The organism is Xanthobacter aminoxidans (assembly GCF_023571765.1).
In the GTDB taxonomy this organism is placed as follows: Bacteria; Pseudomonadota; Alphaproteobacteria; order Rhizobiales; family Xanthobacteraceae; genus Xanthobacter; species Xanthobacter aminoxidans.
This window is the reverse complement of sequence record NZ_JAMJXC010000005.1, coordinates 277,894-301,461: the sequence shown is the minus strand read 5'-3', so window position 1 is coordinate 301,461 and position 23,568 is coordinate 277,894. Positions and strand designations below refer to the sequence as shown.

Below are 23,568 nucleotides of genomic sequence, written 5' to 3'. Positions count from 1 at the left end.
TTTATCCACAAAAACCCGTGAGGCTTCAGAGCATATGGAACCTAAGGCCGGGATACCGTCGCCGTGAAGCCGCTCCTCATCGTTACCGGATTTGTGGCCGCCGCCGCCGTGGGCGCCGGCATGGCCATCAGCCCGCTCCTGTCCGCCAAAGACGACGGCCCGGCGACCACCCAATCCATTTCCCAGCCGGCGAACCCGGCTGCCGGACAGGCCGCCCAGGGCAAGGGCGCGACCGCCGCGCAGAAGAGCGCGGCCGCATCGGCCCAGCCGGTGCCGGCCCCCGCGCCGGAGCCCGCGGCTCCGCCGCCGGTGACGCCGCGCAAGAACTACACCTACAAGTCGTTCGACGTGGATGGCTCCTACATCGCCATGACCTTCGACGACGGCCCGAACCCGGAGACGACGCCGCGCCTCCTGCAGATCCTGCGCGAGCGCAACATCAAGGTGACCTTCTTCGTGCTCGGCAACATGGTCGCCAAGCACCCCGAAGTGCTGAAGATGATCGCCGACGAGGGCCACGAGATCGGCAGCCATTCCTGGAGCCATCCGCAGCTCACCCGCATCAGCGCCGCGGCGCTGGACAAGGAGCTCGGCAACACGACCGAGGCGATCTTCCAGGTGACTGGCAAGCGCCCGATCTTCCTGCGTCCGCCCTACGGCACCATGAAGCCGACCCTGCGCACCACCATCGAGGACAAGTACGGCCTGACCATCGTCAACTGGTCGGTGGACCCCAACGACTGGAAGAACCGCAACAGCCAGGCTGTGCATGACGCCATCATGGCGCAGGTGAAGCCCGGCGCCATCGTGCTCTCCCACGACATCTACGCCACCACCGTGGATGCCATGCCGCGCATCCTCGATGAGCTGGCGGCCAAGGGCTACAAGTTCGCCACGCTGTCGCAGCTGGTGGCCATGGACAAGCCGCTGAAGGTGGCCCTCGCCACCCCCGGAACAGCCGCCGCCAAGAAGCCGAAGCCCGCCGGCGCGAAGCCCGATGCGGCGAAGCCCGCCGGCACCTCCAAGCCGGCCGCCGCCGCGCCGAAACCGGCCGCGTCCCCGGCCCCGGCCCGCAGTGCCGGCGTCTACTGACGCGAGAGACGTACCTCGTCGAACGGCGCTCCGGTCCCGGGGGCGCCGTTTTTCGTTCCGGGCCGGTCAGTCCTCGGTCGGATGAGCATGCCCGTGATGGTCGTGGCGGGCATCCGGCACGGGGAGCGTGAGGCCGAAGGTCTTCACCAGATCGTCCACCTGTGCCGGCGACAAATAACGCGGATTGAGGCCGCGCAGCAGCAGATAGAGCTTCGCCGTCTCTTCCAGTTCCTCGGTGGCGAAGACCGCCGCCTCCAGCGTGTCGCCCGCAACCACCGGACCGTGATTGGCCAAGAGCACTGACGTGTACCGGCCGGCAAGGCCCCGGATCGCGTCGGCGACGGCGGGATCGCCCGGCCGATAATAGGGCAGAAGCGCCGTCTGCCCGGCACGCATGAGGTAATAGGGCGTCATGGGCGGCAAGGCCGCCCGTGGGTCGATCTCCGGCAGCATGGTGAGCGCCACCGAGTGGGTCGAGTGCAGGTGCACGATGGCCCGGGCCGTGCCACGGGTCTCGTAGAGCGCCGAATGCAGCGGGATTTCCTTGGTGGGCGGATCGCCACTCAGGAGCCGTCCGGCCGCATCGAGGCGGGAGATGCGCGCGGGATCAAGGAAGCCGAGGGACGCATTGGTGGGCGTCACCAGCCATCCGCCGTCGTCGAGCCTCAGGCTGATATTGCCGGACGAGCCGGGCGTCAGCCCCCGCTCGAACAGGGAGCGCCCGAAGCGGCAGATCTCCTCCCGCAGTCTGGTCTCGTCCATGGCCGGCCTCCGCTTGTTCCGCCGACGCACCAAAGCGAAGCGGAACTCCCTTGGCAAGCGTGAACCGCGCCGCGACTAAAACGATTTGATCCACCATCGGCGGACTCTTACAAAAGGCTCCGGATGCCGTCTGGCCAACAGGCGGCCGAGACACGGGGAAACGGCCATGGTCGAGCAGGCGGAAGGAACAGCGGGCAATCAGGGCGCCGGACGCGCGGGCGTGATCGGCCTCGGCTCCATGGGCTTCGGCATGGCCCAATCGCTGCTGCGGGCGGGGCTCCATGTGGCCGGCTGCGATGTGGGCGCGGCCGCGGTGGAGCGTTTCAGCGCGGCGGGCGGGCGTGGTGTGGCCTCGCCGGCTGAGGCGGCCGAAGGGGCGGACATGGTGGTGAGCGTGGTGGTCAACGCCGCGCAGACGGAGGCCATCCTGTTCGGACCTTCCGGCGTCGCCGAGACGCTGCCCGAGGGTGCCGTCTTCATCTCCTCCGCCACCATGGACCCGGACATCGCCCGCAGCCTCGCCGCGCGACTGGAGGCCACCGGGCGGCACTATCTCGACGCCCCCATCTCCGGCGGCGCCCAAAGGGCGGCGGAAGGGGCGCTCACTATCCTCGCGTCCGGCAGCCCCACCGCCTTCGCCAGGGCTAAGCCAGCCCTCGATGCCATGGCCGCCAAGCTCTACGCGCTCGGCGACGCTCCGGGTCAGGGTGCCGCCTTCAAGATGATCAACCAGCTCCTCGCCGGCGTGCACATCGCCGCCGCCAGCGAGGCCATGGCCTTCGCCGCACGGCAGGGGCTGGATCTGAAGAAAGTCTACGAGGTCATCACCGCCTCGGCCGGCAACAGCTGGATGTTCGAGAATCGCATGCCGCACGTGCTCGACGGCGACTACACGCCGAAAAGCGCCGTGGACATCTTCGTGAAGGACCTCGGCATCATCCAGGACATGGCGCGCAGCGCGAAGTTCCCGGTGCCGGTCTCGGCCGCCGCCCTGCAGATGTTTCTCGCCACTTCCGCCGCCGGCATGGGCCGCGACGACGACGCCTCCGTCGCCCGCCTCTATGCCCGCATCACCGGCACCAAGCTGCCCGGCGAGGGGAGCTGAGGCGCGGCGGGAGTCGCTTTTTTGCCGCGGCAGGGACGTTACACTCCGTCGCGATTCGTTACCCTCGGGGAACGCCTGTGCAACCTCGCCCCGCGAGGGTCAGGCATAGACCCGACGCAACCACATGAGGATCCTGCCGATGACCCTCTCGCTCCGCGCCTCTTTCCTCGCGCTCCCTCTTCTGGCCCTCTGCGCCGGGCCGGCTCCGGCGCAGACTGCCGCCAATCTCACCGCCGAGCAGGCTCAGGCTCTGCGCACAGCCTGTTCGGCGGACGTGAAGAAGCTGTGCGGCGACGTGCAACCCGGCGGCGGCCGCGTGGTCCAGTGCATGCAGAGCAAGAAGGAACAGACGACCCCGCCCTGCCAAGCCGCCCTCGGCGCCCTCGGCAAGAAGTAGTTTCCTCAGCGAACCTCAGGCGCGCGAGGCTGGCGTTGTCTGCCGCAGCGCACGGCGGCCTGCGCGCTGACTTGCTCCGCTCTCCCTCCGTCAGCGCGACGGTGGTTTTGCGGCATTGCATCATGGCTCAGGTGGCGTTTCACTGGAGGTGAATTCGGAGCCTGACCTTGCCCCATCCCTCGACCACCCTCGAGACCCCGTTGCTGCGGTTCCTGAAGGACACGCACGCGGACTTCTCCCGCATCGACAAGGGCGAGGTCGCCTCCTACATCCCCGAACTGGGCAAGGCCAATCCCGACCATTTCGGCATCGCCGTCGCCACCACGGACGGGCATGTCTACGAGGCGGGCGACACGCAGGTGCCGTTCACCATCCAGTCGGTGTCGAAGGCCATGGTGTTCGCCCTCGCGCTCGATCTGCTGGGGGCGGAGCGGGTAGAGGCGGCCATCGGCGTGGAGCCGAGCGGCGAGGCGTTCAACTCCATTCGCCTTCGAGCCGACAACAAGCCGTTCAACGCCATGGTGAATGCGGGCGCCATCGCCTGCTCGGGCCTCATTGCCGAGAGCACCGGCGGGGATGCGTTCGAGCTGATCCGCCAGGCCCTCGGCCGCTTCGCCGGGCGCGACCTCGGCCTGGATGAGGCGGTGTTCGAGAGCGAGCGCTCCACCGGCGACCGCAACCGCGCCATCGCCTACCTCCTGCGCACCTATGGCGGCGTCACGGGAGACGTGGACCGGCTGCTCGACGTCTATTTCCGCCAGTGCTCCGTGCTCGTCACCGCCCGAGACCTTGCAGTGATGGGCGCGACCTTCGCCAACCATGGCGTCAACCCGCTCACCGGCGTCACCGTGGCCTCCAGCTACGCGGTGGCGCGCACGCTGGCGGTGATGAGCTCGTCCGGCATGTACGACTTCGCCGGCGAGTGGATCTATCGCGTGGGCGTGCCGGCCAAGAGCGGCGTCGGCGGCGGCATTCTCGCGGCGCTGCCGTCCCAGCTCGGCCTCGGCACCTTCTCTCCGCGGCTCGACATGCACGGCAACAGCGTGCGCGGCATCCGCACCTGCGAGGCCATTTCCGAGGCCTTCGACCTGCACATGCTCTCCCGGCGGGACGATGTGCGTACCTGCATCGTCGCCGATTACGATTTCCGCACCGTGCCCTCCAAGCCCGGCCGGCAGCCGCACGAGCAGGACATCCTCTCCGCCCGTTCCGGCGCCATCCGCGCCATCGAGCTGGCCGGCAAGCTTTCCTTCGCCTCCATGGATTATGTCACGCGACGCCTCACGGACCCCGGTGACGTGCCGGAGTTCCTCATCCTCAACCTGCACCGCGTCGCCACCATCACCGATGCCGGCTTGAGGCTGCTGACCGGCCTCATCAAGAACCAGCTGCCGGCCGCCACCACCGCGGTCATCGCCGGCGTCGAGGCCGCCTCGCCGCTCAATCCTCAGCTGAAAGCGCTGCGCGAGCAGGGCGTGCGCGTGCGCATCTTCCCCACCTACGACGCGGCGGTGGAGTGGGCCGAGGACCAGGTGGTGTACCGCCATGGCGGGTTCTCGCGCATCGAGGTGGAGGCGGACCTCAGCCGACAGGCGCTGCTCGCGGGCCTTTCCCCTCAGGAGTTGGCCGATCTGTCCCGGCTCGGCACCCGCGTCGTATTCCCGGCCGGCACAAGGATCATCTCCGCCAACGAGCCGCCGGCCAGGGTCTATTTCCTGCTGCGGGGCATGGTCAGCGCGCGCTCGGTGGGAGACGTGCGGCTCTCCACCATGATCCCCGGCATGGTGTTCGGGGAAATGGCGCTCATCGAGCAGCCGCGCAGCACGGACGTCTGGGCGGACACGGAGGCGGTGTGTGTGGAGGTGACGGCCGACCAGTTCCATGCCTTCCAGGAGACCCACGCCCGCGCCGCCGACAAGATCATGCGCAACCTCGCCATCCTGCTTGCCGGGCGCATCCGCATGGCCACCGCCCGCATCGAGATGCTGACCGGATAAGCCCTTCCGCATCATTGGCTTGCATCATCGCAGGCACGAGCCCCAGGAGGCCGTCCGGTCGCGCACCGCGCCTAGCACTTTCGGCCAGCCTTGAGCGAGGCCCTTTACAACCCCCCGTTCCCCTCCCAGTCTTCTTCCAAAGAGAAGAATTCGGGAGGTGAAGATGGTGGATACGGTGGAGAACCGGCCACGGGCCGTGCAGGCGATGCCGGCGGTCCGGGCGGTGACGTTCGCGGACGTGAAGGCCTCGCTCATCGAGGGACTGTCAGACTTCGCGCAGGCCCCGGCGTTCGGCCTTGCGTTCGGCGCGCTCTATGCGGCGGGCGGTCTCGCCATCGTTGCCTGCGTCTTCTTCTTCGAGCTGGGCTATCTCGCCTATCCGCTCTTCGCCGGATCCGTGCTGATCGGGCCGTTCGTGGCGGCCGGGCTCTACGATGTCAGCCGGGAACTCGAGGCGGGGCGCCAGCCCACATGGCAGGGTGTCCTGTCCACCATCTTCGCCCAGCGCCAGCGCGAGCTTGGATGGATGGCGTTCGTCACCATCTTCGCCTTCATCATCTGGATGTATCAGGTGCGGCTACTGCTCGCGCTGTTCCTCGGCTTCGCCTCCTTCGCCACGCTCAACGACTTCCTGAAGGTGCTGTTCACCACCTCGGACGGCATCGCCTTCCTGGCGGTGGGCCACGTGATCGGTGCGGCGCTGGCGTTGGGGCTCTTCTCCATCACGGTCATCTCCTTCCCGCTGCTCATGGACCGGGATCTCGACGTGGTGACCGCGATGATCACCAGCGTGCAGGCGGTGCTCACCAGCCCTGGTCCGATGATCCTTTGGGGCATCTGCGTCGTGGCGCTGATCGCCATCGGCACGGCACCGGCCTTCCTCGGGCTGATCTTCGTGCTGCCGGTTCTGGGGCACGCCACATGGCACCTGTACCGCCGGGCCGTGGCGCCGCTTCCCTGAAACGGCCACGCCGGCGTGAAGGCGCATCGGCGCACGCCGCCTAGCGCTTCGGCTTGGAGGGAGATTTAGGCGCGGCGGCCTTGCGCGCCCGCGCCTTCTTGCTGGCGGTAGCGCTCTCCGTGGCGGACGCGAGCGCCTTAGCGGGCTTGGCTGTCGTTGTCTTGGGCGTCGTGCCCTTCGCAGTGGCGGTCTTGGCCGTCGTAATCTTGGCAGCAGCGGTCTTGGCAATCGCGGTCTTGGCAGCCGGTTTCCTGACCCGCGCAGCTTTGCCCGAGGCGGTTTTGACTGCCGCAACTTTGGCCGGCTTCGCTGAGCCCTTGGCCTTCGCCACCTTCGGCTTCACGGCCTTGGGTTTCACCGACTTTGCGACCGTCGCTGTCCTCGCCGCCTTGGCGACCGTCGTCTTGGCAACGCCCTTGGTCCTCGCCCCCGCTTTTGCCAGGCTGGTATCGGCGGCAGGCACCGGAGCCTGAGCAGCCTTCGCCTGTGCTGCAAGCGCCTTGCTCACCTTGCCCTTGGCGCGCTTGGTCCGGGCGGGCGGCGCAGCGTCCTTCTCCTGCGCCTCACCGGCCAACGACGGGTTTTCCGGCTCCATGGCAAGCGCCGCCCCGCCCTTCGCGGACTTCGCCTTGCCTGCTTTTGCCTTGGTCGCCTTCGCCTTTGCCGACTTCGGGGCAGCCTTTACCGGCTTCAGCTCCTTCGACGGCTTTCCCTTCGGCGCCTCGGGCTCGGCCTGCTCGGGTGCAGCGTCCGTGCCCTTGCCCACCTTGGCCTTGCCTTCACGGGCCTTGGTCACCTTCGCTTTCGCCGGCTTCGCCTTGGCGGCGGCTCCTTCGGCGGCGCTCGCGGCTTCGGCCTGCGCCTCCTCCCAGCGCCGCGCCATGATGGCGCCGAAGGACAGAATCAGCTCGGAGAGATCCTCCTCCTGAACCGCCGCAGCAGCAGTTTCGACGGAGAACCAGAATCCATAGCGCTGGAACCGTTCCGGCCACTTCTGCAGCAGGCGCTTGACCTTGAGCGGGAACACCAGCACGTCGCAGAGCACCGAGCGGGTGCCGAGGCGCTTCTCGTACGTGTATGCGCCGAGCGGCTCGCGGGAGACCACGCCGACGAGGCCAGCCTCCTCATAGCACTCGCGGGCGGCCGTCTTTGGAGGAGTCAGTCCCTTGATGGGCCATCCCTTGGGGATCACCCACCTGCGCGTCTCACGGGAAGTAATGAGGCGAACCTGCACCTCGCCATCGCGCCGCACACGGTAGGGCAAGGCAGCATATTGCACCCTGCGTCCCGAAGGCCCGCCGGTGACCGCGAGATGGGGCCATTCCGACGAAGGCGCCATGACGATCCAACATCGGCGGTACGTGAAAAACAGACGCAATACACGGGGGACCCGTTCTCCGCCCGCCGACGGTAGAATCGGTCATTATGACTGATCTATCACAAAGCATTCCTGCCAAGAAATCGGCCTGGAACGCGACGGCCGGCCCCTATTGGGGCTCGGCTTCATAGACCAGGACGGTACGGGCCCGCACCTCGATCTCCCCGGCCTCGACCGGCACGGCCATGCGGGCCGAATCCGCCTTCATCATCATGGGCGCCGGCATGATGGGACCGCCGCTCTGCCCATCGGGCTGGATCGACATGATGCGCGTGAGCCGAAGCCCCGCAGCCGCCGCGACGCCCTTCGCCTGCTCGATGGCATCCTTTACGGAGGCGGCGCGCGCTTCGCCTTCCAGACGGTCGGTGTCGGCGAGGGCGAAGGAGAGGCCGGAGGCCTGGTTGGCTCCGGACTGCACCACCTTGTCGAGGAGCCCGCCGAGCTTGCCCAAGTCGCGCACCGTGATCCGCACCGAATTGCGCACCTCGAAGCCGATCAGCTTCGGCGTCTCGCGCGACGGCGGCTGCGGATAGGACTGCTGCGGCTGGATGGAGAAGGAGGAGGTGGAGATGTCGTTCGGCGCAATGCCGGCAGCCTTCAGCGCTGCGATCACCTCCGACACCGCCTTGGAATTGGCGGCGAGGGCGTCATCGGCGGTCTTGGCATTGCTGACGACCCCCGTGGTGAGCACCGCCATATCCGGCGGCGCAGTGCGCTTCGCCTCGCCCACCACCGTGATGGTGGCCGCCGCTGCCGCAGGCCCCGCAACGGCAAGCGTTGCGGCCAAGGCCGCCGCGAACACGGCCGCCGTGCTGGCCGCGGCGCGCGGAAGGGAAACGATGCGGGCCGGCGAATGACGCATGGAGGTATCCTCGTTCGGCCCCGGGCGTTCTGTCACCGGGACATGGACCCGCAGACGACAGCGCGAACACGGCGCCATTGCGGCGAGCCCGCCCCCGTCCCCACCCTTAGGGCATGCGTCTCGCGGCTGGACGGGAATCTGTTGTTCCCGAGAGGCAGGATTGGTAGAGCAGCAGGAACATGCCGCACTTTGGGGGCCTGTAGCTCAATGGTTAGAGCTGACCGCTCATAACGGTTAGGTTGCAGGTTCGAGTCCTGCCGGGCCCACCAAATCTCAATGGCTTGTGGACGAAGTGCGATTTGGAGCGCTCACGCGTTCGGCGGCTAGGCAAGCCATCTGTAAATGGCTTTCGGGTGTCGCGTTCACTCTGTTGGCTGAGAGCGGCTACCACAATGTCCGCAGACGGCGTCCGAACCTGAGAAGCTCAGACTCACCGGGAAGGCGAGCCTAGTTCTTCGCCCGTCCGGTCGGGGCGCCGGCCACGTACTGGATGGCGCGGTGAATCAGCTCGGCCAGATTCGTCGCACCGAGCTTGGCCTTGAGCTGGGAGCACGTGTTGGCCACCGTTTTGTAGCTGACGCCCAGTTCGTCGGCGATCTGGCCATAGGCCTTGCCCTCGGCAAGCAGCGCCAGCGCCTGCAGCTCGCGCGGAGTGAGATCGGCCATCACGCCGCTGCGCCCGCGTGTGCCGAGCAGGGCCACTTCCAGCGCCAGGTCATGGCTGATGTAGGGCTGGCCCCGCCGCACCTTTTCGAAAGCTTCGAGGAGGTCGTCGGGCGAGGTGTCCTTCAGGAGATAGCCGGTCGCGCCGGCCTCCAGCGCGCGGCTGGCGATCACCGGGTCGGCGTGCATGGAGAAGACCAGGATGGGCATGCGCGCCGCCTGCGCCCTGAGCCGCCGCACCAGAGCGAGGCCGGCGAGGCCGCTGCCGTTGAGCGCGAGATCCACGATCACCACGTCCGGCCGCTTGCGACGGAACAGGCGATAGCCGGCCAGCGCCGTCTGCGCCTCCATCAGGTCGCTGATGCCCGCGTCCTCCAGCAAGTGCCGGCAGCCCTGCAGCACGATGGGGTGGTCGTCGATGAGGAGAACGCTGGTCATACCGAATGCCCTGGCCCTGAACGCACGCGCCTGCCCTCGGCGGAGGCCGAAGACGCGGAGGCAGAATGCCCCAACGGGATGGGAAGCTCCACAAAAAGGCGCGCCCCTCCTTCGCTACCCCGCTCCAGTCGACAGATGCCGCCCAGCGCGCGCACCCGTTCCTTCATGCCCGAGAGGCCGTGGCCCATCGACGGAATGGCCGGCGGCCCCTGCCCGTCATCCGCGACGACAAGGCGCAGCATGCCCCCTGCACCACGTCGGCCTTCCTCGCCCACGATGATGCGCACGGAACGGGCATTGCCGTGCTTGAGCGCGTTGGTCACGCCCTCCTGCGCGCAGCGATAGACGGTGGCGTCGAACGACGGCTCGTAATGATCGGCGAGCACACCGGTCTCCAGCGCGAATCGCCGCTCGGGATCGTGCTGGCGGAAATCTGCGACGAGGCTGGAAAGCACGTCCTTCAGGGGCACATGGTCGAGCGCAGCGGGGCGGATGCGGGTGAGCAGGCGGCGGTTGGCGACCTGCATCCGCTCGACGATCTCAATCAGGCTCTTCGCCCGCGCCACCATGCGCTCGGCATTCTCCGCAGGAGCGGTGGCCGCGAGGCGGGCGAGCGAATCGGCGCTGGCCTTCAGGCCGAACATGAGTGGCCCCAGCTCGTCATGCAGATCACCGGCGATCTGGCGCCGCTCGTCCTCCTGCAGGCTCACGAGACGGCCATAGAGGTGGGCATTCTCCTCCCGCGCCGCGCCGAGGGTTTCGGCGAAGGCGTTGAAGCGCTCCGCCACCTCGGCGAGCTCGCGAGTGCGGGGCGGTTCGACGCGGCAGGCGAACTCGTTGTGCTCCAGCTCGTCCAGAGCGCCGCGAAAGCGCGAGAGATCTCGTCGCACCTGTCCCAGGGCGACGAACAGGGCCGAAAGAATGGCGAAGTTCACCGCGAGGGCGACGCTGGCGAAATCGAATACGTCGTCCCAGACCTCTGCCACCTCGTCATCGGGAACGCCCTCGATCCGCACCCGGCCGATGAGACGCCCGTCGGCCACCACGTCGATCCGTCGTGTGACCTGTGACACGCCGATGAGCCGGGCGAACCAGGAGGGCGCCGCCTCGCTGTTTGCCGGCGCGCCGTCGGCGGGCAACACGGCCGGGCGCCCGTCCGGCCCTTCGAGGGAGATGCGCACATGGCGCAGGTGGCGCAGGTGGGGCGGAAAGGCCGCGGCGAGGGTCGTTCCCTGCTCCGTGGCCACACGCTCGGCCACCTCGCGGACCATATTTTCCGCCATCTCGATGGAGGCCACCATCTCGCGCCCGGCCGCGACGCGCGCATTCACCACCACCACGGCGCCCGCAACCACAGCGGCGACCAGATTGATGGCGAGAACGGCGCCGAGCACGCGGGTGCGCAGCGACACGCGGCGCATGGACGCCTCCGCTGCGCCCGCCTGTCCCGCCTCGTCTTTCGCGCCCGTGATGCCCCGCGGCAACGAGGCGCGCGTGGCGGGGTGGACGCTCATGGGTTCCTCCGTTCGGCCGCCGGCGCGGCAAGCGCGGCGAGGGCGTCCTCGCGGCTCGCCCCGGCGGCCCGCAGATTGAAATAGTGCTGGCACAAATCACTATAGCCGATCCGGCGTACCGCGCGACCGACCGTGATGAAGCCCCCGAGCAGCGCCTGCGGGCCTTCGACTACGGAAATTTCACCGAGCATCCGCTCAAGCTGGAGCGTGCGGTTGGCGAGCATGCGGCGGTTCTCGTCGAACACGGCGTCGGCCTCGCTCAAGAGCGCCGAGATCTCCGCCACAGCCTCGGCCGACACGGGCGCTCCGGCCGGCGCGGACCGCGTGGCGAGAAAGACCTCGGGCGGGGTATTATCGCCGACATCCAGCCACTCGCGCGCCGCACCGCCTCGCGGGCCGGCTCCTTTGGCGGCACTGCCGGCCCCGGGCGGTGGCGCCGCCTCCGGCGCCGAAGCCGCGCTGGAGGCAACGGGCCGACGCTCCTCCTCCTCGCCACACGACGCCAGCACGAGCGTGCCCGCCGTTGCCAGAAGGCACACTGCGAAGAGCCGGGCGATGGACAGCCGATGGGAAGCACGGCCAAGGCGCATCGGCAAAGCAGTCTCTCCCACGTAATCTGCCGTCTCCGCTGACATCTTTATCGCCCGGCCATCTGCGTAGGCCGCGACGATCTCTGAATATTTTCTCAGAACAAGAGGCATTCAGATTCCATCTTGGCGAAAACACGAATGATATAAAGCACAACACCTCCGCCAACAGCACAAATAAACGAACCCGGACGGGGCTTGGAACGCTGCGGCAGCGGTCGGCAAACAACATACTTATCAGACACTTATGGAAGTCCGGCAACCGTCTTTGCCAAGTGTTCCCACAATGAATTGCCGAATGATCGGCAGACAAAGGTGCGAATACCGCTTCAACTGGTGCCACACAAGATAACGAACCATAAGAATTCAATAAGAAAAAGAAGAACGGGTCTCAGGTCGCAATCGGAGGACGACCGCCACCCTGGCCATCACCAGCTCTGCTGCCCGCGAGGTGCGATCTCCTGCGTCCCGGCCATGGGGCGGAGGTGCGAGCCATGTGCGCAAGCGGAGGGGAAGCTTCGGCTCCCGTGTCGCTCCCGCTGCCATCCGGCCGCGTGGGGCATGCACGGGTGCGGGAGGGACAAGTCCAACCGAGTGAGGAACCACCCAAGGAAAACGCCAAATGACGAGATTGTTTTCTTCCGTCTCCCTCTGTGCCGTGACCCTCGCCCTGGCGGCGGGTTCCGCGGCCGTTAGTTCGCAGGCGCTCGCCAACGACAAGCTCGTCGAACTCGCCAAGAGCGACGACAACTGGCCGATGACCGGCAAGAACTACGACGCCAACAACTACAGCCCGCAGAAGCAGATCAACAAGGCGAACGTGAAACAGCTTCGCCCGGCCTGGTCTTTCTCGACCGGCGTGCTGTCCGGCCACGAGGGCACCCCGCTCGTCGTCAACAATATGATGTTCATCCACTCGCCTTACCCGAACACGACGTTCGCGGTGGGCCTGGATGATCCCGGCCACATCCTGTGGCAGCACAAGCCGAAGCAGAACCCCACCGCTCGCGCGGTCGCCTGCTGCGACGTGGTGAACCGCGGCCTCGCCTACTGGCCCGGTGACGGCAAGACCCCGGCGCTCATCCTCAAGACCCAGCTCGACGGCCACATCGTGGCGCTCAATGCCGAGACCGGCGCGGAGTTCTGGAAGCTGGAGAATTCCGACATCAAGGTCGGCTCCACCCTCACGATCGCCCCCTATGTGGTGAAGGACACGGTGCTGGTGGGCTCCTCGGGCGCCGAGCTCGGCGTGCGCGGCTACGTCACCGCCTATGACGTGAAGACCGGCGCGCAGAAGTGGCGGGCCTATGCCACCGGCCCGGACGAGCAGGTGAAGCTCGCCGACGACTTCAACAAGGCCAATCCCCAGTACGGCCAGAAGGGCCTCGGCACCGGCACCTGGGAGGGCGACGCCTGGAAGATCGGCGGCGGCACCAACTGGGGCTGGTACGCCTTCGATCCCGGCACCAACATGATCTACTACGGCTCCGGCAACCCCGCGCCGTGGAACGAGACCATGCGTCCCGGCGACAACAAGTGGACCATGACCATCTGGGGCCGCGACATCGACACCGGTGAAGCGCACTTCGGCTACCAGAAGACCCCCCACGACGAGTGGGACTATGCCGGCGTCAACGTCATGATGCTCTCCGAGCAGAAGGACAAGGCCGGCAAGATGCGCAAGCTCCTGACGCATCCGGACCGCAACGGCATCGTCTACACCCTCGACCGCACCGACGGCTCGCTCGTGTCTGCCGACAAGATCGACGACACGGTGAACTGGGTGAAGCAGGTGGACCTGAAGACCGGCCTGCCCCAGCGCGATCCGGAATACGCGACGCGCATGGACCACAAGGGCCGCGACATCTGCCCCTCGGCGATGGGCTACCACAACCAGGGTCACGACAGCTACGACCCGGAGCGGCAGTCTTTCTTCATGGGCATCAACCACATCTGCATGGACTGGGAGCCCTTCATGCTCCCCTACCGCGCGGGTCAGTTCTTCGTCGGCGCCACGCTGTGGATGTATCCCGGCCCGAAGGGCAACAAGCAGACCTATGAAGGCCTCGGCCAAGTGAAGGCCTACGACGCCATCAACAACAAGTACAAGTGGGAAGTGATGGAGCGCTTCGCGGCCTGGGGCGGCACGCTCGCCACCGCCGGCGGCGTGATGTTCTACGGAACGCTGGACGGCTTCATCAAGGCCCGCGACAGCGACACCGGCGAGCTTCTGTGGAAGTTCAAGCTGCCGTCCGGCGTCATCGGCCATCCCATGACCTACACCCACAAGGGCGTGCAGTACGTCGCCATCTATTACGGCGTCGGCGGCTGGCCGGGCGTGGGCCTGGTGTTCGACCTCAACGATCCCACCGCCGGCCTCGGCTCCGTGGGCGCGTTCAAGCAGTTGCAGAATTACACCCAGATGGGTGGCGGCGTGATGGTGTTCTCGCTCGACGGCAAGGGCCCCTACGACGACCCGAAGGTGGGTGAATACGCTTCCGGCGGCTGACCTCCGACAACCGCCCCTTGCCGGCCGCCGTCACCTCGGCGGCGGCCGGTTTCTTCTTTCGCCACAAGCGCATCCATCGCCACCCTGATCGCCTGCCGAACGACGGCGCGACCGGACGCGAGCCAGACGGAGGCCGAACCGATGACCTGTTCTGCGAGCACCCCCGCGCGCCACGCCGCGACGTCCGCCACCAGCCATTTCGTCGCCGGAGCCCTTGTCGCCGGGACACTGGCCCTCTTCGCCGTGCCAGCGATCGCCCAGACGGCGGAATCCGGCAAGATGTCGCCGCAGACAGCCGCCGGGGGCTCGGCCGCGCCGGCGCAGGCCGCGACTCCGCCCGATCCCTCGATCCTGCGCGTCTGCGCCTCCGAGGTGGAAGCCCCGTTCTCGCAGAAGGACGGCAAGGGCTTCGAGAACCGCATCGCCGGGGTGGTGGCGCAGGCCATGGGACGCAAGGCCGTCTTCGTCTGGACCTCCAAGCCCGCCATCTACCAGGTGCGCGACCAGCTCGACGCCAAGCTCTGCGACGTGGTGATGGGCGTCGACACCGGCGACGCGCGGGTGCTCAGCTCCAAGCCCTATTACCGCACGTCCTACGTGCTGGTGACGAAGGCCGACCGCAACATCACCGCCACCGACTGGAACGACCCGCAGGTCAAGGCGCTCAACCGCTTCGTCGTCCGCTTCTACTCGCCGGGCGAGACCGTGCTGAAGCGCCTCGGCAAGTATGAGGACAATGCCGCGTACCTCTACAGCCTGGTGAACTTCCGCTCGCCGCGAAACCAGTATGTGCAGGTGCCCGGCGAGCGCGTCGTCTCCGAGGTCGCCAATGGCGAGGCGGACATCGCCTTCGCCTTCGCGCCGGAAGTGGCCCGCTATGTGAAATCGTCCCAGGTGCCGCTGCGCATGAGCCTTGCCGGCAACTCCGTCACCAAGTTCGACGGCACCGAGATGCCCCTCCACTACGACCAGTCGGTCGCCGTTCGCCTTGGCGACACCGCGCTTCTCGCCGAGATCGACGCGGCGCTGGTGAAGGCGCGGCCGCAGATCGACGAGATCCTGGCCGACGAGGGCATACCCCTGCTCAAGCCCAATTCCTGATCCGGCCCAAAGCCGTCATTTCCATCGGAACTTTTCTGGAAGGTCCAATGCACAGCCGTTTTCTGTCGCGGGGCGTCAAGGCCCTCCTCGCCGTCGCGTTCGTGTCCGGCTTCGCCCTGGCCGCGCAGGCCACGCTCAACTTCACCAATACGGTGACCGGCCAGCCACTGGACCTGTCGGACGCTCCCGCGGAGGGCCGCGATACAGAAGCGGTGAAGAAGTTCCTCGCCACCGGCGTGAACGTCTACGTGGAGAATCCCACCTGCCTGCCCAAGGGCAAGGATCTGTTCCTCTCCATGTGCTCCGGCTGCCACGGTCATTATGGCGAGGGCAAGATCGGCCCCGGCCTCAACGACAGCTACTGGACCTACCCGAAGAACATGACCGATCAGGGCCTGTTCGAGACCATCTTCGGCGGCGCGCAGGGGCAGATGGGGCCCATGTACGGCGCGCTCAATCTCGACGAGATGCTGCTGGTGATGGCCTGGGTGCGCCACTTCTACAAGGACGATCCCAACGACGCGGTGTGGCTGACCCCGGCCCAGCGCGCGGCCTTCAAGCGCTTCAACGAAAAGGAAGATCAAACGCCGGATCTCGACAAGGCACCGGTGTGCAAGGCGACGGCCGCGAGCGCGGCCGGGAGCAAGTGAGAAGGGAGGACAACAGATGAAGCATAAGGTTCGCATGCCCATGCTCGCCGCCGCTGCCGCGTTCGCGGTCACGGCCCTCGCCGCCGGCGGTGCCGCTGCCTATGACGGCACCAATTGCAAGGCGCCCGGCAACTGCTGGGAGCCGAAGCCTGGCTATCCCGACAAGGTGGCCGGCAGCAAATACGACCCCAAGCACAACCCGGCAGAGCTGGCGAAGCAGGGCGAATCCATCACCCAGATGGAAGCGCGCAACAAGAAGCGCGTTGAGTATTTTCAGAAGACCGGCCAGTTCGTCTATGACGTGAGCAAGATTCCGTCCAACTGACTTGGCCTTTCCCGACCCCCACCAGCAAGGCTGAGCCTTTCCGCGAAGCCGGGCAATCCTCCGATGGATGGTGGGCAACTGGCGCGGCCGCTCGGGACCTCCGCGCGGGACCAACATCCCCCGCTCCCGTCGGCTGCGCCTTTCTTGCCGCAAGGCCAAGGGGACATCTGATGCACGCCATCGCCGATCCGGACGGCGCGCTCGCCCAGTGGCGCGACCGCGCGCTCGATTTCGAACGGGCGGTCGGGCGCATCGTGCTCGGCCAGGAGCGGGTCATCCGCCTCCTGACCATCGCGGTGTTTGCCCGCGGCCACGTGCTGCTCGAGGGCGACGTCGGCGTCGGCAAGACCACTCTGCTGCGCGCGCTCGCCCGCACCATCGGCGGCTCCTATGAGCGGGTTGAAGGCACCATCGACCTCATGCCGGCCGACCTCGTCTATGACGCCCGCGTCGGCGAGGACGGACGTCCACGGGTCGATCCCGGCCCGCTCCTGCGCCGGGGGCCGGAGCTCTCCGTCTTCTTCTTCAACGAGATCAACCGGGCGCGGCCGCAGGTCCACGCCATGCTGCTCAGGCTGATGGCCGAGCGCACCGTTTCCGCCTTCGGGCGCGAATACGTCTTCCCCTTCCTCCAGGTGTTCGCCGACCGCAACCGCGTGGAGCGGGAGGAGACCTTCGAGCTGCCCGCCGCCGCCCGCGACCGCTTCTTCATGGAAGTGCAGGTGAAGGCGCCGGAAGATTTCGCCGCCCGCCGCGCGCTGGTGTTCGACCCGCGCTTCCACGACACCGACCTCCTGATCGCGGAAGTGCCCGAGGCGATCATCGACTACCGGAGCCTCGATCAGGTCTCCCGCGAGATCCAGAACACCATCCCCGCCAGCGACGCCATCGTCGCCTATACGATCGCGCTGTGGGATGCGATCCGCACGCCCGACAAAGCCGGCATCGCCCTTCCCGGTGTGCGGATGGATCGCCTTGTTCAGGGCGGTGCCAGTCCGCGCGGCATGTCCTACCTCATCCGTGCCGCGCGGGTGCGTGCGTGGCTGGAGGGGCGGTCCATCATCGTTCCGGAGGATCTGCGCGCCGTCTTCCCGGAGGTGATGGCGCATCGCATCTTCTTCGATCCGGTTTATGAAATGCGGCGCGAGGAGATCTCCGCCGATCTCTGCCGCGCCGCCTTCGCCACGGTGCCAGCACCATGAGCCCCGTCACCACCGGAGAACCCGAAGGGGAATACGGCGGCAACGTCGTGCCTTATCGCCTCAAGTGGCGCCCGCGCGGGGTGCGGCCCGGCGCGCATCCGGGCCAGGGCGATGGCGGTGACGGCACCTTCCGCACCCTCGTGCCGCTGGTGGCGCGGCCGGACCCGCGCCGCATCGACCTGCGTGCCTCGCTGCGCGACCCGTTCGAGGGCGTGCATGTCCGCACCTTCGCCCCACGACGCGCCACGACCGTCGCGGTGCTCACCGATCTGTCCGGCTCCATGGGTTTCGACGGCACGGGCGCTGAGGTCGCACGCCTCGCCGCGACGCTTGCAGCTTCGGCCGCCGCGACGGGGGATGAATTCACCCTCATCGGCGCTGGTGGCGACCTGCGTGAGGATGCCTTCATTCCCGCCACGCGACGCCGGGGGCTCGGCGCGCAGGTGGCGGCCGCCATCTCGGACGCGACGCCATCCGGGACGAGCACGAGGGGCCTCGCCACCGCGGCGGAGCGCCTGCCGCGGCGCCGCTGCCTCGTCTTTCTCGTCTCCGATTTCCTCATGCCCGAGGCCGATCTCGACCTGACCCTCGATGCTCTGTGGCGGCACGATGTGGTGCCGGTGCTGCTACGCGACAGCCGCACCGAGGGCGACGTGCCGGCCTGGGGACTGATGGAAGTTGCCGATGCGGAGACTGGCGGGCGGCGGCTGGTGTTCATGCGTCCGGGGCTGAGGGCAAGGTGGCAGGCGACGGCGCGGGCAAGGATCGCCGCCCTGGAGGCCCACTTTGTCACGCGCGGATACGCGCCCTTCCACCTCGTGAACCGGTTCGATGCCGATGCGCTGGTCGCGTTCCTTGCCGGCCGCTAGGCACTGTCGCACGGCGGCCCTGGCGCTCTTCGGCGCGCTTCTGGCAGGTGCGCCCGCCCACGCGGCGGGGGTGGACCTCTACGCACCGCGCGCCTTCGGCTATCTCATCGGCGACACCATTTCGCTGGAAGCGGTCGTAACCCTCGATGCCGGCTGGCGGCTCGACGAAAGCGCCCTGCCCCGTCCCCGCCCCGTCACCTACTGGCTCGACCTGAAGCGCCTCGACGTAAAGCCGGAAACCGCGCCAGATGGCGCCCCGCGCTATCGCCTCACCCTCACCTACCAGACTTTCTATTCCCCTCTGGAGCCGCGCGCGCTCGACATTCCCGCCGTGCCCCTCGCCGCGCGTAAGGGCGACGCGCGACAGACGCTGACCATTCCGGCCTGGACCTTCGTCTCTTCACCCTTGCGCGAACTGGTCGCCAGCCAGCGGGGCAACCCCATGGCACTGCAGCCGGATATCCGCCCCCGCCCCTATCCCCTCGCCGGGGATGCGCAACTCGCCGCTGCTGCGGCGGCCGTGGCCGCGGCAAGCCTCCTCGCCTTCGCGGCAGCCTCGGGATGGGGACCGTTCGCCGGCCGGAGCCGGCCATTTGCGACCGCTTTGCGCCACATGCGACGGCTTCCCGACCTCGATGCACAGCTCGGCTATGAGGACGCCCTCCAACTCCTCCACCGCGCCTTCGACGAGGCCGCGGGACAACGGCTGTTCGCCGAGGATGTGCCAGGCTTCCTCGCGCTACGACCCGCGCTCGCAGGCGAGGCCGAGGCGATCGACCGCTTCTTCACGGCCTCCCGCATCGCCTTCTTCGGCGATGCGCCTGAGACGGCCATGGCCTTGCTGCCGCCCGAAGCGCTGATCGATCTCGCCCGCAAGCTCGCCGCCGTCGAGCGGCGGGGCGGCACGGGGCAGGGAACGCGAAAGGAGGCGGCCTGATGCTCGGCCTCGATGTGGATCATCCCGCGCTCCTGTTTCTGCTCGTGCTTGCCTTGCTCCCGCTCGGGGCGTTGCCCCTGCGCGGCGCCGCACTGCCGTCGGTCGCGCTGGTGCCGCGCGACGGACTTTCGATCGCTGTTTCCCTCGGAATACGCCTCGCCGGCACCTTCGCCATCGGCGCCCTCGTTCTCGGCCTCGCGGGGCTGAACCTGAAGGCGCGGGAGGTCGAGCGCATCGGTTCCGGCGCCAACCTGATGCTGCTCATCGACCGCTCGGCCAGCATGGACAACACCTTCGCCGATCGCGCGCCGGGCGCCGGGGAGGAATCGAAATCCGCCGCCGCCAAGCGACTGCTCACGGAGTTTCTGGGTCGCCGCCCGCGGGATCGCATCGGCATCGCCGCCTTCTCCACGTCACCCATCCCGGTGCTGCCGCTGACCGACCATCACGAGGCCGTCGCCGCAGCCGTGGCCGCCATCGACCGGCCGGGCCTCGCATTGACCGACGTGGGGCGGGGCCTCGCCCTGGCTCTCGACAGCTTCGACGCATCAGCCGCTTCCGGCGGCTCGCGCGCCATTCTGCTGGTGTCGGACGGCGCCGCCGTCATCGATCCACGGGTACAGGCAGCGCTGCGCGATTCCCTGAAGCGCTCCCCGGTGCGGCTCTATTGGCTGTTCCTGCGCACCGTTGGCTCGCCCGGCATCTTCGACAAGCCGCGCGTGCCCGGCGAGGACACGCCGCAGGCCATGCCGGAGCGCCACCTCAATCTCTTCCTCGCCAGCCTCGGCGTGCCCTATCGCGCCTTCGAGGCCGGCAGCCCGCAGGCCGTTGCCGACGCCATCGCCGAGATCGACCGGCAGGAGAGCCAACCCATCCCCTATCTGGAGCGCATCCCGCGCCGCGACCTCACGCGGCTCTGCTATGGGCTTGCCGCCGCCGCGTGCTCATTGCTGCTCGCCGCTCGCCTGGCCGAACGCGGCCTCGGCGCCCGGCGGCGTACCGCCACCGACCTGCCCGGCATCGATACGCGGAGGGCAGCATGAAGCTGCGCATCCTCGGCCTCCGCCGCATTGCCGCACTGGCCTCCCTCGCGGTGTTGACAGTGGCACTGGCAATGCTGGCCATAACGGGAACCCGCATGGCCCTCCATGCCAAAGCCAACCGCACCATCGCGGCGCTCGCTGCAGGCCGCGATCTGCCGGTCGAACTCGATGCGCCGGATCGACTGCTCATGGCCCGCGCGCATTTCCTCATGATCCGCGACCGGCTGGACGAGGCGCAGCCGCTTGTGGATCGGCTCGCCGCGGACCGCAGCCCGCTTGCGGTGGCCGCACTCTACGATCTCGCCAACGCCCGCCTCGCGACCGCCATCTCGTTCCTGGAGAAGACAGAGATCGATCCCGCCGTGCCGCAGGTGCGTCTCGCCAAGGCGGGCTATCGCGCGGCGCTGGTGCGCGCGCCGGACTTCTGGGACGCCAAGTACAATCTCGATATCGCCATGCGCCTCGTGCGCGATTTCCCGCAGATCGAGCAGGACCAGCAGGACGAGGCGCAGGAGACGCCGAAGCGGCTCTGGACCGACCTTCCCGGCCTGCCCAAGGGACTGCCGTGATGGGGCGACCGGACGCCCGCAGCCTCACCCTCGCCGCGGCATTCCTACTGGCCCTGTCTGCCATCGTCGCGCCGAGGCTCCAACGGCCAACCGACGCCTACCGGCTGCTGGCGGTGGTGGACATCACCGGCTCCATGAATGTGCGCGACTACAGCTTCGAGGGCCGCCCGGCCTCGCGGCTCGACACCGTGAAGCGGGCTCTCAGCGGCCTCGCCGCCCGGCTGCCGTGCGGCTCGCGCATGGGGCTCGGTATCTTCACCGAGCGGCGCACCTATCTGCTGTTCGAGCCGGTCGAGGTCTGCTCCGACTTCGCGCCGCTCGATGGTGCCATCGGTGCGCTCAACTGGCGGATGGCATGGGAGGGGGACAGCTACATCTATTCCGGCCTCTATTCCGCCATCGACCTCGCCGGGCCACTCGACGCCGACCTCATTTTCTTCACCGACGGGCAGGAGGCGCCGCCGCTGCCAGCCTCGGGCGCGCCTGCCTTTTCCGGCGAGTCGAGCAAGGTGCACGGCTTGGTCGTCGGCGTCGGCGGCATCGAGCCGGCCCCCATTCCCAAATTCGACCGGGACGGACGGGAGATCGGCTTCTACGCCATGACCGACGTGCCGCAGGAGAACCGACACGGCCTGCCGCCCTCCGGCTCGGAGCAGCGCGAAGGCTGGCACCCGCGCAACGCGCCGTGGGGCGCCGACGAGGCGACCGGGCAGGAACATCTCAGCGCCGTCCGCACCGACCATCTCAAGGATCTCACCGAGGCGACGGGCCTTGCCTACGCGCCTCTGGCCGATGCCGGGACTCTCGCCGCCGAAGTCGAGGCATCGGCCCGCCCCCATCCGGTCGCCGGCATCATGGACACCGCGCCCCTGCCGGCCGCCCTCGCCTTGCTGCTGCTCACCGGGCTCTACCTCGCCCAAGTGTGGGACCGGCGCCCGACTTTCCTGCGCAACCGAAGGATTTCCACTTCATGATTTTTGCCCGCCTCTCCCGCCGCGCCGTCCTGCCCGCCCTCGGCGTCCTCCTCGCGCTTGCCGCGCCCGCACAGGCCCACGGCCCGACGCCGCAGAAGGCCGAGGCCAAGGCTACCATCGCCGCGACGCCCGACGCCCTGTGGAAAATCGCCGGCGATTTCGCCGGCATTGGCGCCTGGCATCCCATGGTCAAGGCGGTGAAAGCCAAGGGCGGCAATGTGGCCGGCGCGGAGCGTGTGCTGGTGCTGGAAAAGGGCGAGATCACCGACGGGCTCGATGATGTGGATGCAGCCCAGCGCAGCCTCTCGTGGCGGCTCAACACCGAGAATGTGGAGGCGCTGCCGGTCAGCTTCTACACCATCACCCTCAGCGTGAACGATGCCGGTGGCGGCAAGAGCGAGGTGGTGATGGCCGGCCGCTTCTATCGCGGCGATACCTCCAACTTCCCACCCGACGAACTCAACGACGAGGCTGCCGTCGCGGCCATGACGGCGTTCTTCGAGGCCGGCGTCAATGGGCTCAAGACCAAGGCCGAAGGCAAGTGAAGTTACTGGCGGCGCTTGTCTTTTCCTTTCTCGCCGCCCTGCTCCTCGGCTGCAGCGCGCCCGCGACCGCTGGCACGCTCCTCGCCCTGTGCCAGGGGGCCGCGGAGGTGGATGTGATCGACACCGCGACCGGTGCGGTGTCGATGCGGGTGAAGGTGGACAAGGTGCCGGCCGGGATCGCGATTTCTTCTGACGGCACAGCCGCTTACATCACCCACCCGGACATCGGCCTTCTCACCCGTCTCGATGTGAAGACATGGACAGTCGCGGGCACCGCCCATATCGGCGGCCAGCCGTTCGGCATCGTGGCGGCGCCGGATGGCGGGGCGTTGTATGTAAGTGACTGGTCTGGCGACAGAATTCTCCGCATTGATGCCCGCAGCCTCGCCGTCACCGGCACCCTTGCGGTAGGGCGGTCGCCGGCGCATCTCGCCATCGATCCGGATGGGCGCACGCTCTACAGCGCCGATCGTGAGAGCGATGAAGTGAGCATTATCAACGCCTTAGACTTCACCCGCACCGCCGTCATCCCGGTCGGACGGGCGCCTTATGCGCTGGATGCCTCCCATCCCGAATTGGTGGCGGTGGCGGATGTACGGAGCGGCGATATCGCATTGATAACAAAGGAAAAAAACAATACCAAACGCATCACCGGCATGAAGATGCCCTATGGCGTCGCATTCGTGCCCGGCAAGGGGCTCCTGCTGGCGACGGACCAGCAGGCGGGCATGCTCGATGTCATTGATATTGCGACCGAAACCATCATCCACCGCATCCGGCTGGGCGGTTCCCCGGAGGGGGTGGTGGTGGATGCGGCGGCGGGGCGGGCCTATGTTGCCGAATGGTTCGCCAACCGTATAACCGCTTTAAATATCGACGATTTTTCCATCGCGACGCGCATCCCGGTCTGCGACGGGCCGCGGGTGATGGCGCTCGTGCCCTGACCCTTCCCGGCATGACCGGATTCAGCTGCATTCGGCTGCGTTTCACCACCGGAATCGGTATGTTCAGGCCGGTGTCAGCGGACAGTCAGCGCGAGAGTCAGATTTTCGCGCCGCCCCCCGCCCGGAACGGATGACGAGTCGCAC

Annotated in this window: 23 protein-coding genes and 1 tRNA gene; 18 read left to right on the top strand and 6 right to left on the bottom strand. The window is 67.7% G+C overall.

Annotated features, from left to right (window positions below; translation table 11 throughout):
* Positions 1-63 precede the first annotated feature (63 nt).
* Positions 64-1,092 (top strand): polysaccharide deacetylase family protein, encoded by a 1,029-nt coding sequence (locus tag EJ105_RS11155; RefSeq protein WP_250166379.1) that lies wholly within the window; start codon positions 64-66, stop codon positions 1,090-1,092.
* 66 nt (positions 1,093-1,158) lie between these two features.
* Here EJ105_RS11155 and otnC read toward each other — a convergent pair whose 3' ends face one another.
* Positions 1,159-1,854 (bottom strand): 3-oxo-tetronate 4-phosphate decarboxylase, encoded by a 696-nt coding sequence (gene otnC, locus EJ105_RS11150; RefSeq protein WP_250166378.1) that lies wholly within the window; start codon positions 1,852-1,854, stop codon positions 1,159-1,161.
* A 166-nt stretch (positions 1,855-2,020) separates the two neighbouring features.
* Here otnC and ltnD point away from each other — a divergent pair, with 166 nt between their 5' ends.
* The 4 genes from ltnD to EJ105_RS11130 all read left to right on the top strand — a co-directional run bounded on the left by ltnD (position 2,021) and on the right by EJ105_RS11130 (position 6,314).
* Complete coding sequence (gene ltnD, locus EJ105_RS11145; protein ID WP_250166377.1) at positions 2,021-2,959, top strand: L-threonate dehydrogenase; 939 nt, start codon at positions 2,021-2,023, stop codon at positions 2,957-2,959.
* Positions 2,960-3,098: 139 nt separating this feature from the next.
* Entirely contained in the window at positions 3,099-3,356 is a 258-nt protein-coding gene (locus EJ105_RS11140; protein WP_029559087.1) for a cysteine rich repeat-containing protein, read from the top strand.
* 161 nt (positions 3,357-3,517) lie between these two features.
* On the top strand, positions 3,518-5,353 hold the full coding sequence (glsA, locus tag EJ105_RS11135) for a glutaminase A (RefSeq protein ID WP_394042034.1): 1,836 nt from the start codon (positions 3,518-3,520) through the stop codon (positions 5,351-5,353).
* Positions 5,354-5,516: 163 nt separating this feature from the next.
* Positions 5,517-6,314, top strand: a complete 798-nt coding sequence (locus EJ105_RS11130; RefSeq protein ID WP_250166375.1) for a DUF2189 domain-containing protein — start codon at positions 5,517-5,519, stop codon at positions 6,312-6,314.
* A gap of 40 nt (positions 6,315-6,354) precedes the next feature.
* Here EJ105_RS11130 and EJ105_RS28005 read toward each other — a convergent pair whose 3' ends face one another.
* Together EJ105_RS28005 and EJ105_RS11120 are read right to left on the bottom strand one after the other, a co-directional pair.
* Entirely contained in the window at positions 6,355-7,578 is a 1,224-nt protein-coding gene (locus EJ105_RS28005) for an NUDIX domain-containing protein (RefSeq protein ID WP_347881313.1), read from the bottom strand.
* Between the two features lie 223 nt (positions 7,579-7,801).
* Complete coding sequence (locus EJ105_RS11120) at positions 7,802-8,554, bottom strand: SIMPL domain-containing protein (protein WP_250166374.1); 753 nt, start codon at positions 8,552-8,554, stop codon at positions 7,802-7,804.
* A gap of 193 nt (positions 8,555-8,747) precedes the next feature.
* On the opposite strand from EJ105_RS11120, the gene EJ105_RS11115 reads away from it, so the two are divergent.
* A tRNA-Ile gene (locus EJ105_RS11115) sits at positions 8,748-8,823 on the top strand.
* Between the two features lie 178 nt (positions 8,824-9,001).
* Here EJ105_RS11115 and EJ105_RS11110 read toward each other — a convergent pair.
* From EJ105_RS11110 to EJ105_RS11100, 3 genes are read right to left on the bottom strand one after another with little or no spacing between them, the layout of a single operon-like run.
* On the bottom strand, positions 9,002-9,655 hold the full coding sequence (locus tag EJ105_RS11110; RefSeq protein WP_024278271.1) for a response regulator: 654 nt from the start codon (positions 9,653-9,655) through the stop codon (positions 9,002-9,004).
* Positions 9,652-11,169, bottom strand: coding sequence for a histidine kinase (locus EJ105_RS11105; RefSeq protein ID WP_250166373.1), 1,518 nt, complete (start codon positions 11,167-11,169; stop codon positions 9,652-9,654). The genes EJ105_RS11110 and EJ105_RS11105 overlap by 4 nt, the downstream gene beginning before the upstream one ends.
* On the bottom strand, positions 11,166-11,870 hold the full coding sequence (locus EJ105_RS11100; RefSeq protein WP_250166372.1) for a hypothetical protein: 705 nt from the start codon (positions 11,868-11,870) through the stop codon (positions 11,166-11,168). The genes EJ105_RS11105 and EJ105_RS11100 overlap by 4 nt, the downstream gene beginning before the upstream one ends.
* Positions 11,871-12,378: 508 nt before the next feature.
* Here EJ105_RS11100 and EJ105_RS11095 point away from each other — a divergent pair.
* From EJ105_RS11095 to EJ105_RS11040, 12 genes are all read left to right on the top strand, one after another.
* The gene (locus EJ105_RS11095) at positions 12,379-14,265 is read left to right on the top strand and encodes a methanol/ethanol family PQQ-dependent dehydrogenase (RefSeq protein WP_250166371.1); all 1,887 of its coding nucleotides are present in this window, start codon (positions 12,379-12,381) and stop codon (positions 14,263-14,265) included.
* Positions 14,266-14,406: 141 nt separating this feature from the next.
* Positions 14,407-15,366: a methanol oxidation system protein MoxJ gene (moxJ, locus tag EJ105_RS11090; RefSeq protein WP_250166370.1), complete on the top strand. Its 960-nt coding sequence runs from the start codon at positions 14,407-14,409 to the stop codon at positions 15,364-15,366.
* 47 nt (positions 15,367-15,413) lie between these two features.
* Complete coding sequence (moxG, locus tag EJ105_RS11085; protein WP_029554823.1) at positions 15,414-16,016, top strand: cytochrome c(L), periplasmic; 603 nt, start codon at positions 15,414-15,416, stop codon at positions 16,014-16,016.
* A gap of 34 nt (positions 16,017-16,050) precedes the next feature.
* Positions 16,051-16,341 carry a methanol dehydrogenase [cytochrome c] subunit gene (locus EJ105_RS11080; RefSeq protein ID WP_029554824.1) on the top strand — a complete coding sequence of 97 codons (291 nt, stop codon included), beginning with the start codon at positions 16,051-16,053 and terminating at the stop codon, positions 16,339-16,341.
* Between the two features lie 170 nt (positions 16,342-16,511).
* Positions 16,512-17,543 (top strand): AAA family ATPase, encoded by a 1,032-nt coding sequence (locus EJ105_RS11075; RefSeq protein WP_250166369.1) that lies wholly within the window; start codon positions 16,512-16,514, stop codon positions 17,541-17,543.
* Entirely contained in the window at positions 17,540-18,412 is an 873-nt protein-coding gene (locus EJ105_RS11070) for a DUF58 domain-containing protein (RefSeq protein ID WP_250166368.1), read from the top strand. Before EJ105_RS11075 ends, EJ105_RS11070 begins: the two co-directional genes overlap by 4 nt.
* Complete coding sequence (locus EJ105_RS11065; protein ID WP_250166367.1) at positions 18,381-19,349, top strand: nonribosomal peptide synthetase MxaA; 969 nt, start codon at positions 18,381-18,383, stop codon at positions 19,347-19,349. Before EJ105_RS11070 ends, EJ105_RS11065 begins: the two co-directional genes overlap by 32 nt.
* On the top strand, positions 19,349-20,392 hold the full coding sequence (locus EJ105_RS11060; protein WP_250166366.1) for a vWA domain-containing protein: 1,044 nt from the start codon (positions 19,349-19,351) through the stop codon (positions 20,390-20,392). Before EJ105_RS11065 ends, EJ105_RS11060 begins: the two co-directional genes overlap by 1 nt.
* Positions 20,389-20,961, top strand: coding sequence for a tetratricopeptide repeat protein (locus EJ105_RS11055; protein ID WP_250166365.1), 573 nt, complete (start codon positions 20,389-20,391; stop codon positions 20,959-20,961). Before EJ105_RS11060 ends, EJ105_RS11055 begins: the two co-directional genes overlap by 4 nt.
* On the top strand, positions 20,961-21,935 hold the full coding sequence (locus EJ105_RS11050; protein ID WP_250166364.1) for a vWA domain-containing protein: 975 nt from the start codon (positions 20,961-20,963) through the stop codon (positions 21,933-21,935). Before EJ105_RS11055 ends, EJ105_RS11050 begins: the two co-directional genes overlap by 1 nt.
* Entirely contained in the window at positions 21,932-22,480 is a 549-nt protein-coding gene (locus EJ105_RS11045; RefSeq protein WP_250166363.1) for an SRPBCC family protein, read from the top strand. Before EJ105_RS11050 ends, EJ105_RS11045 begins: the two co-directional genes overlap by 4 nt.
* The gene (locus EJ105_RS11040) at positions 22,477-23,424 is read left to right on the top strand and encodes a YncE family protein (protein ID WP_347881312.1); all 948 of its coding nucleotides are present in this window, start codon (positions 22,477-22,479) and stop codon (positions 23,422-23,424) included. The genes EJ105_RS11045 and EJ105_RS11040 overlap by 4 nt, the downstream gene beginning before the upstream one ends.
* Positions 23,425-23,568: the final 144 nt, after the last annotated feature.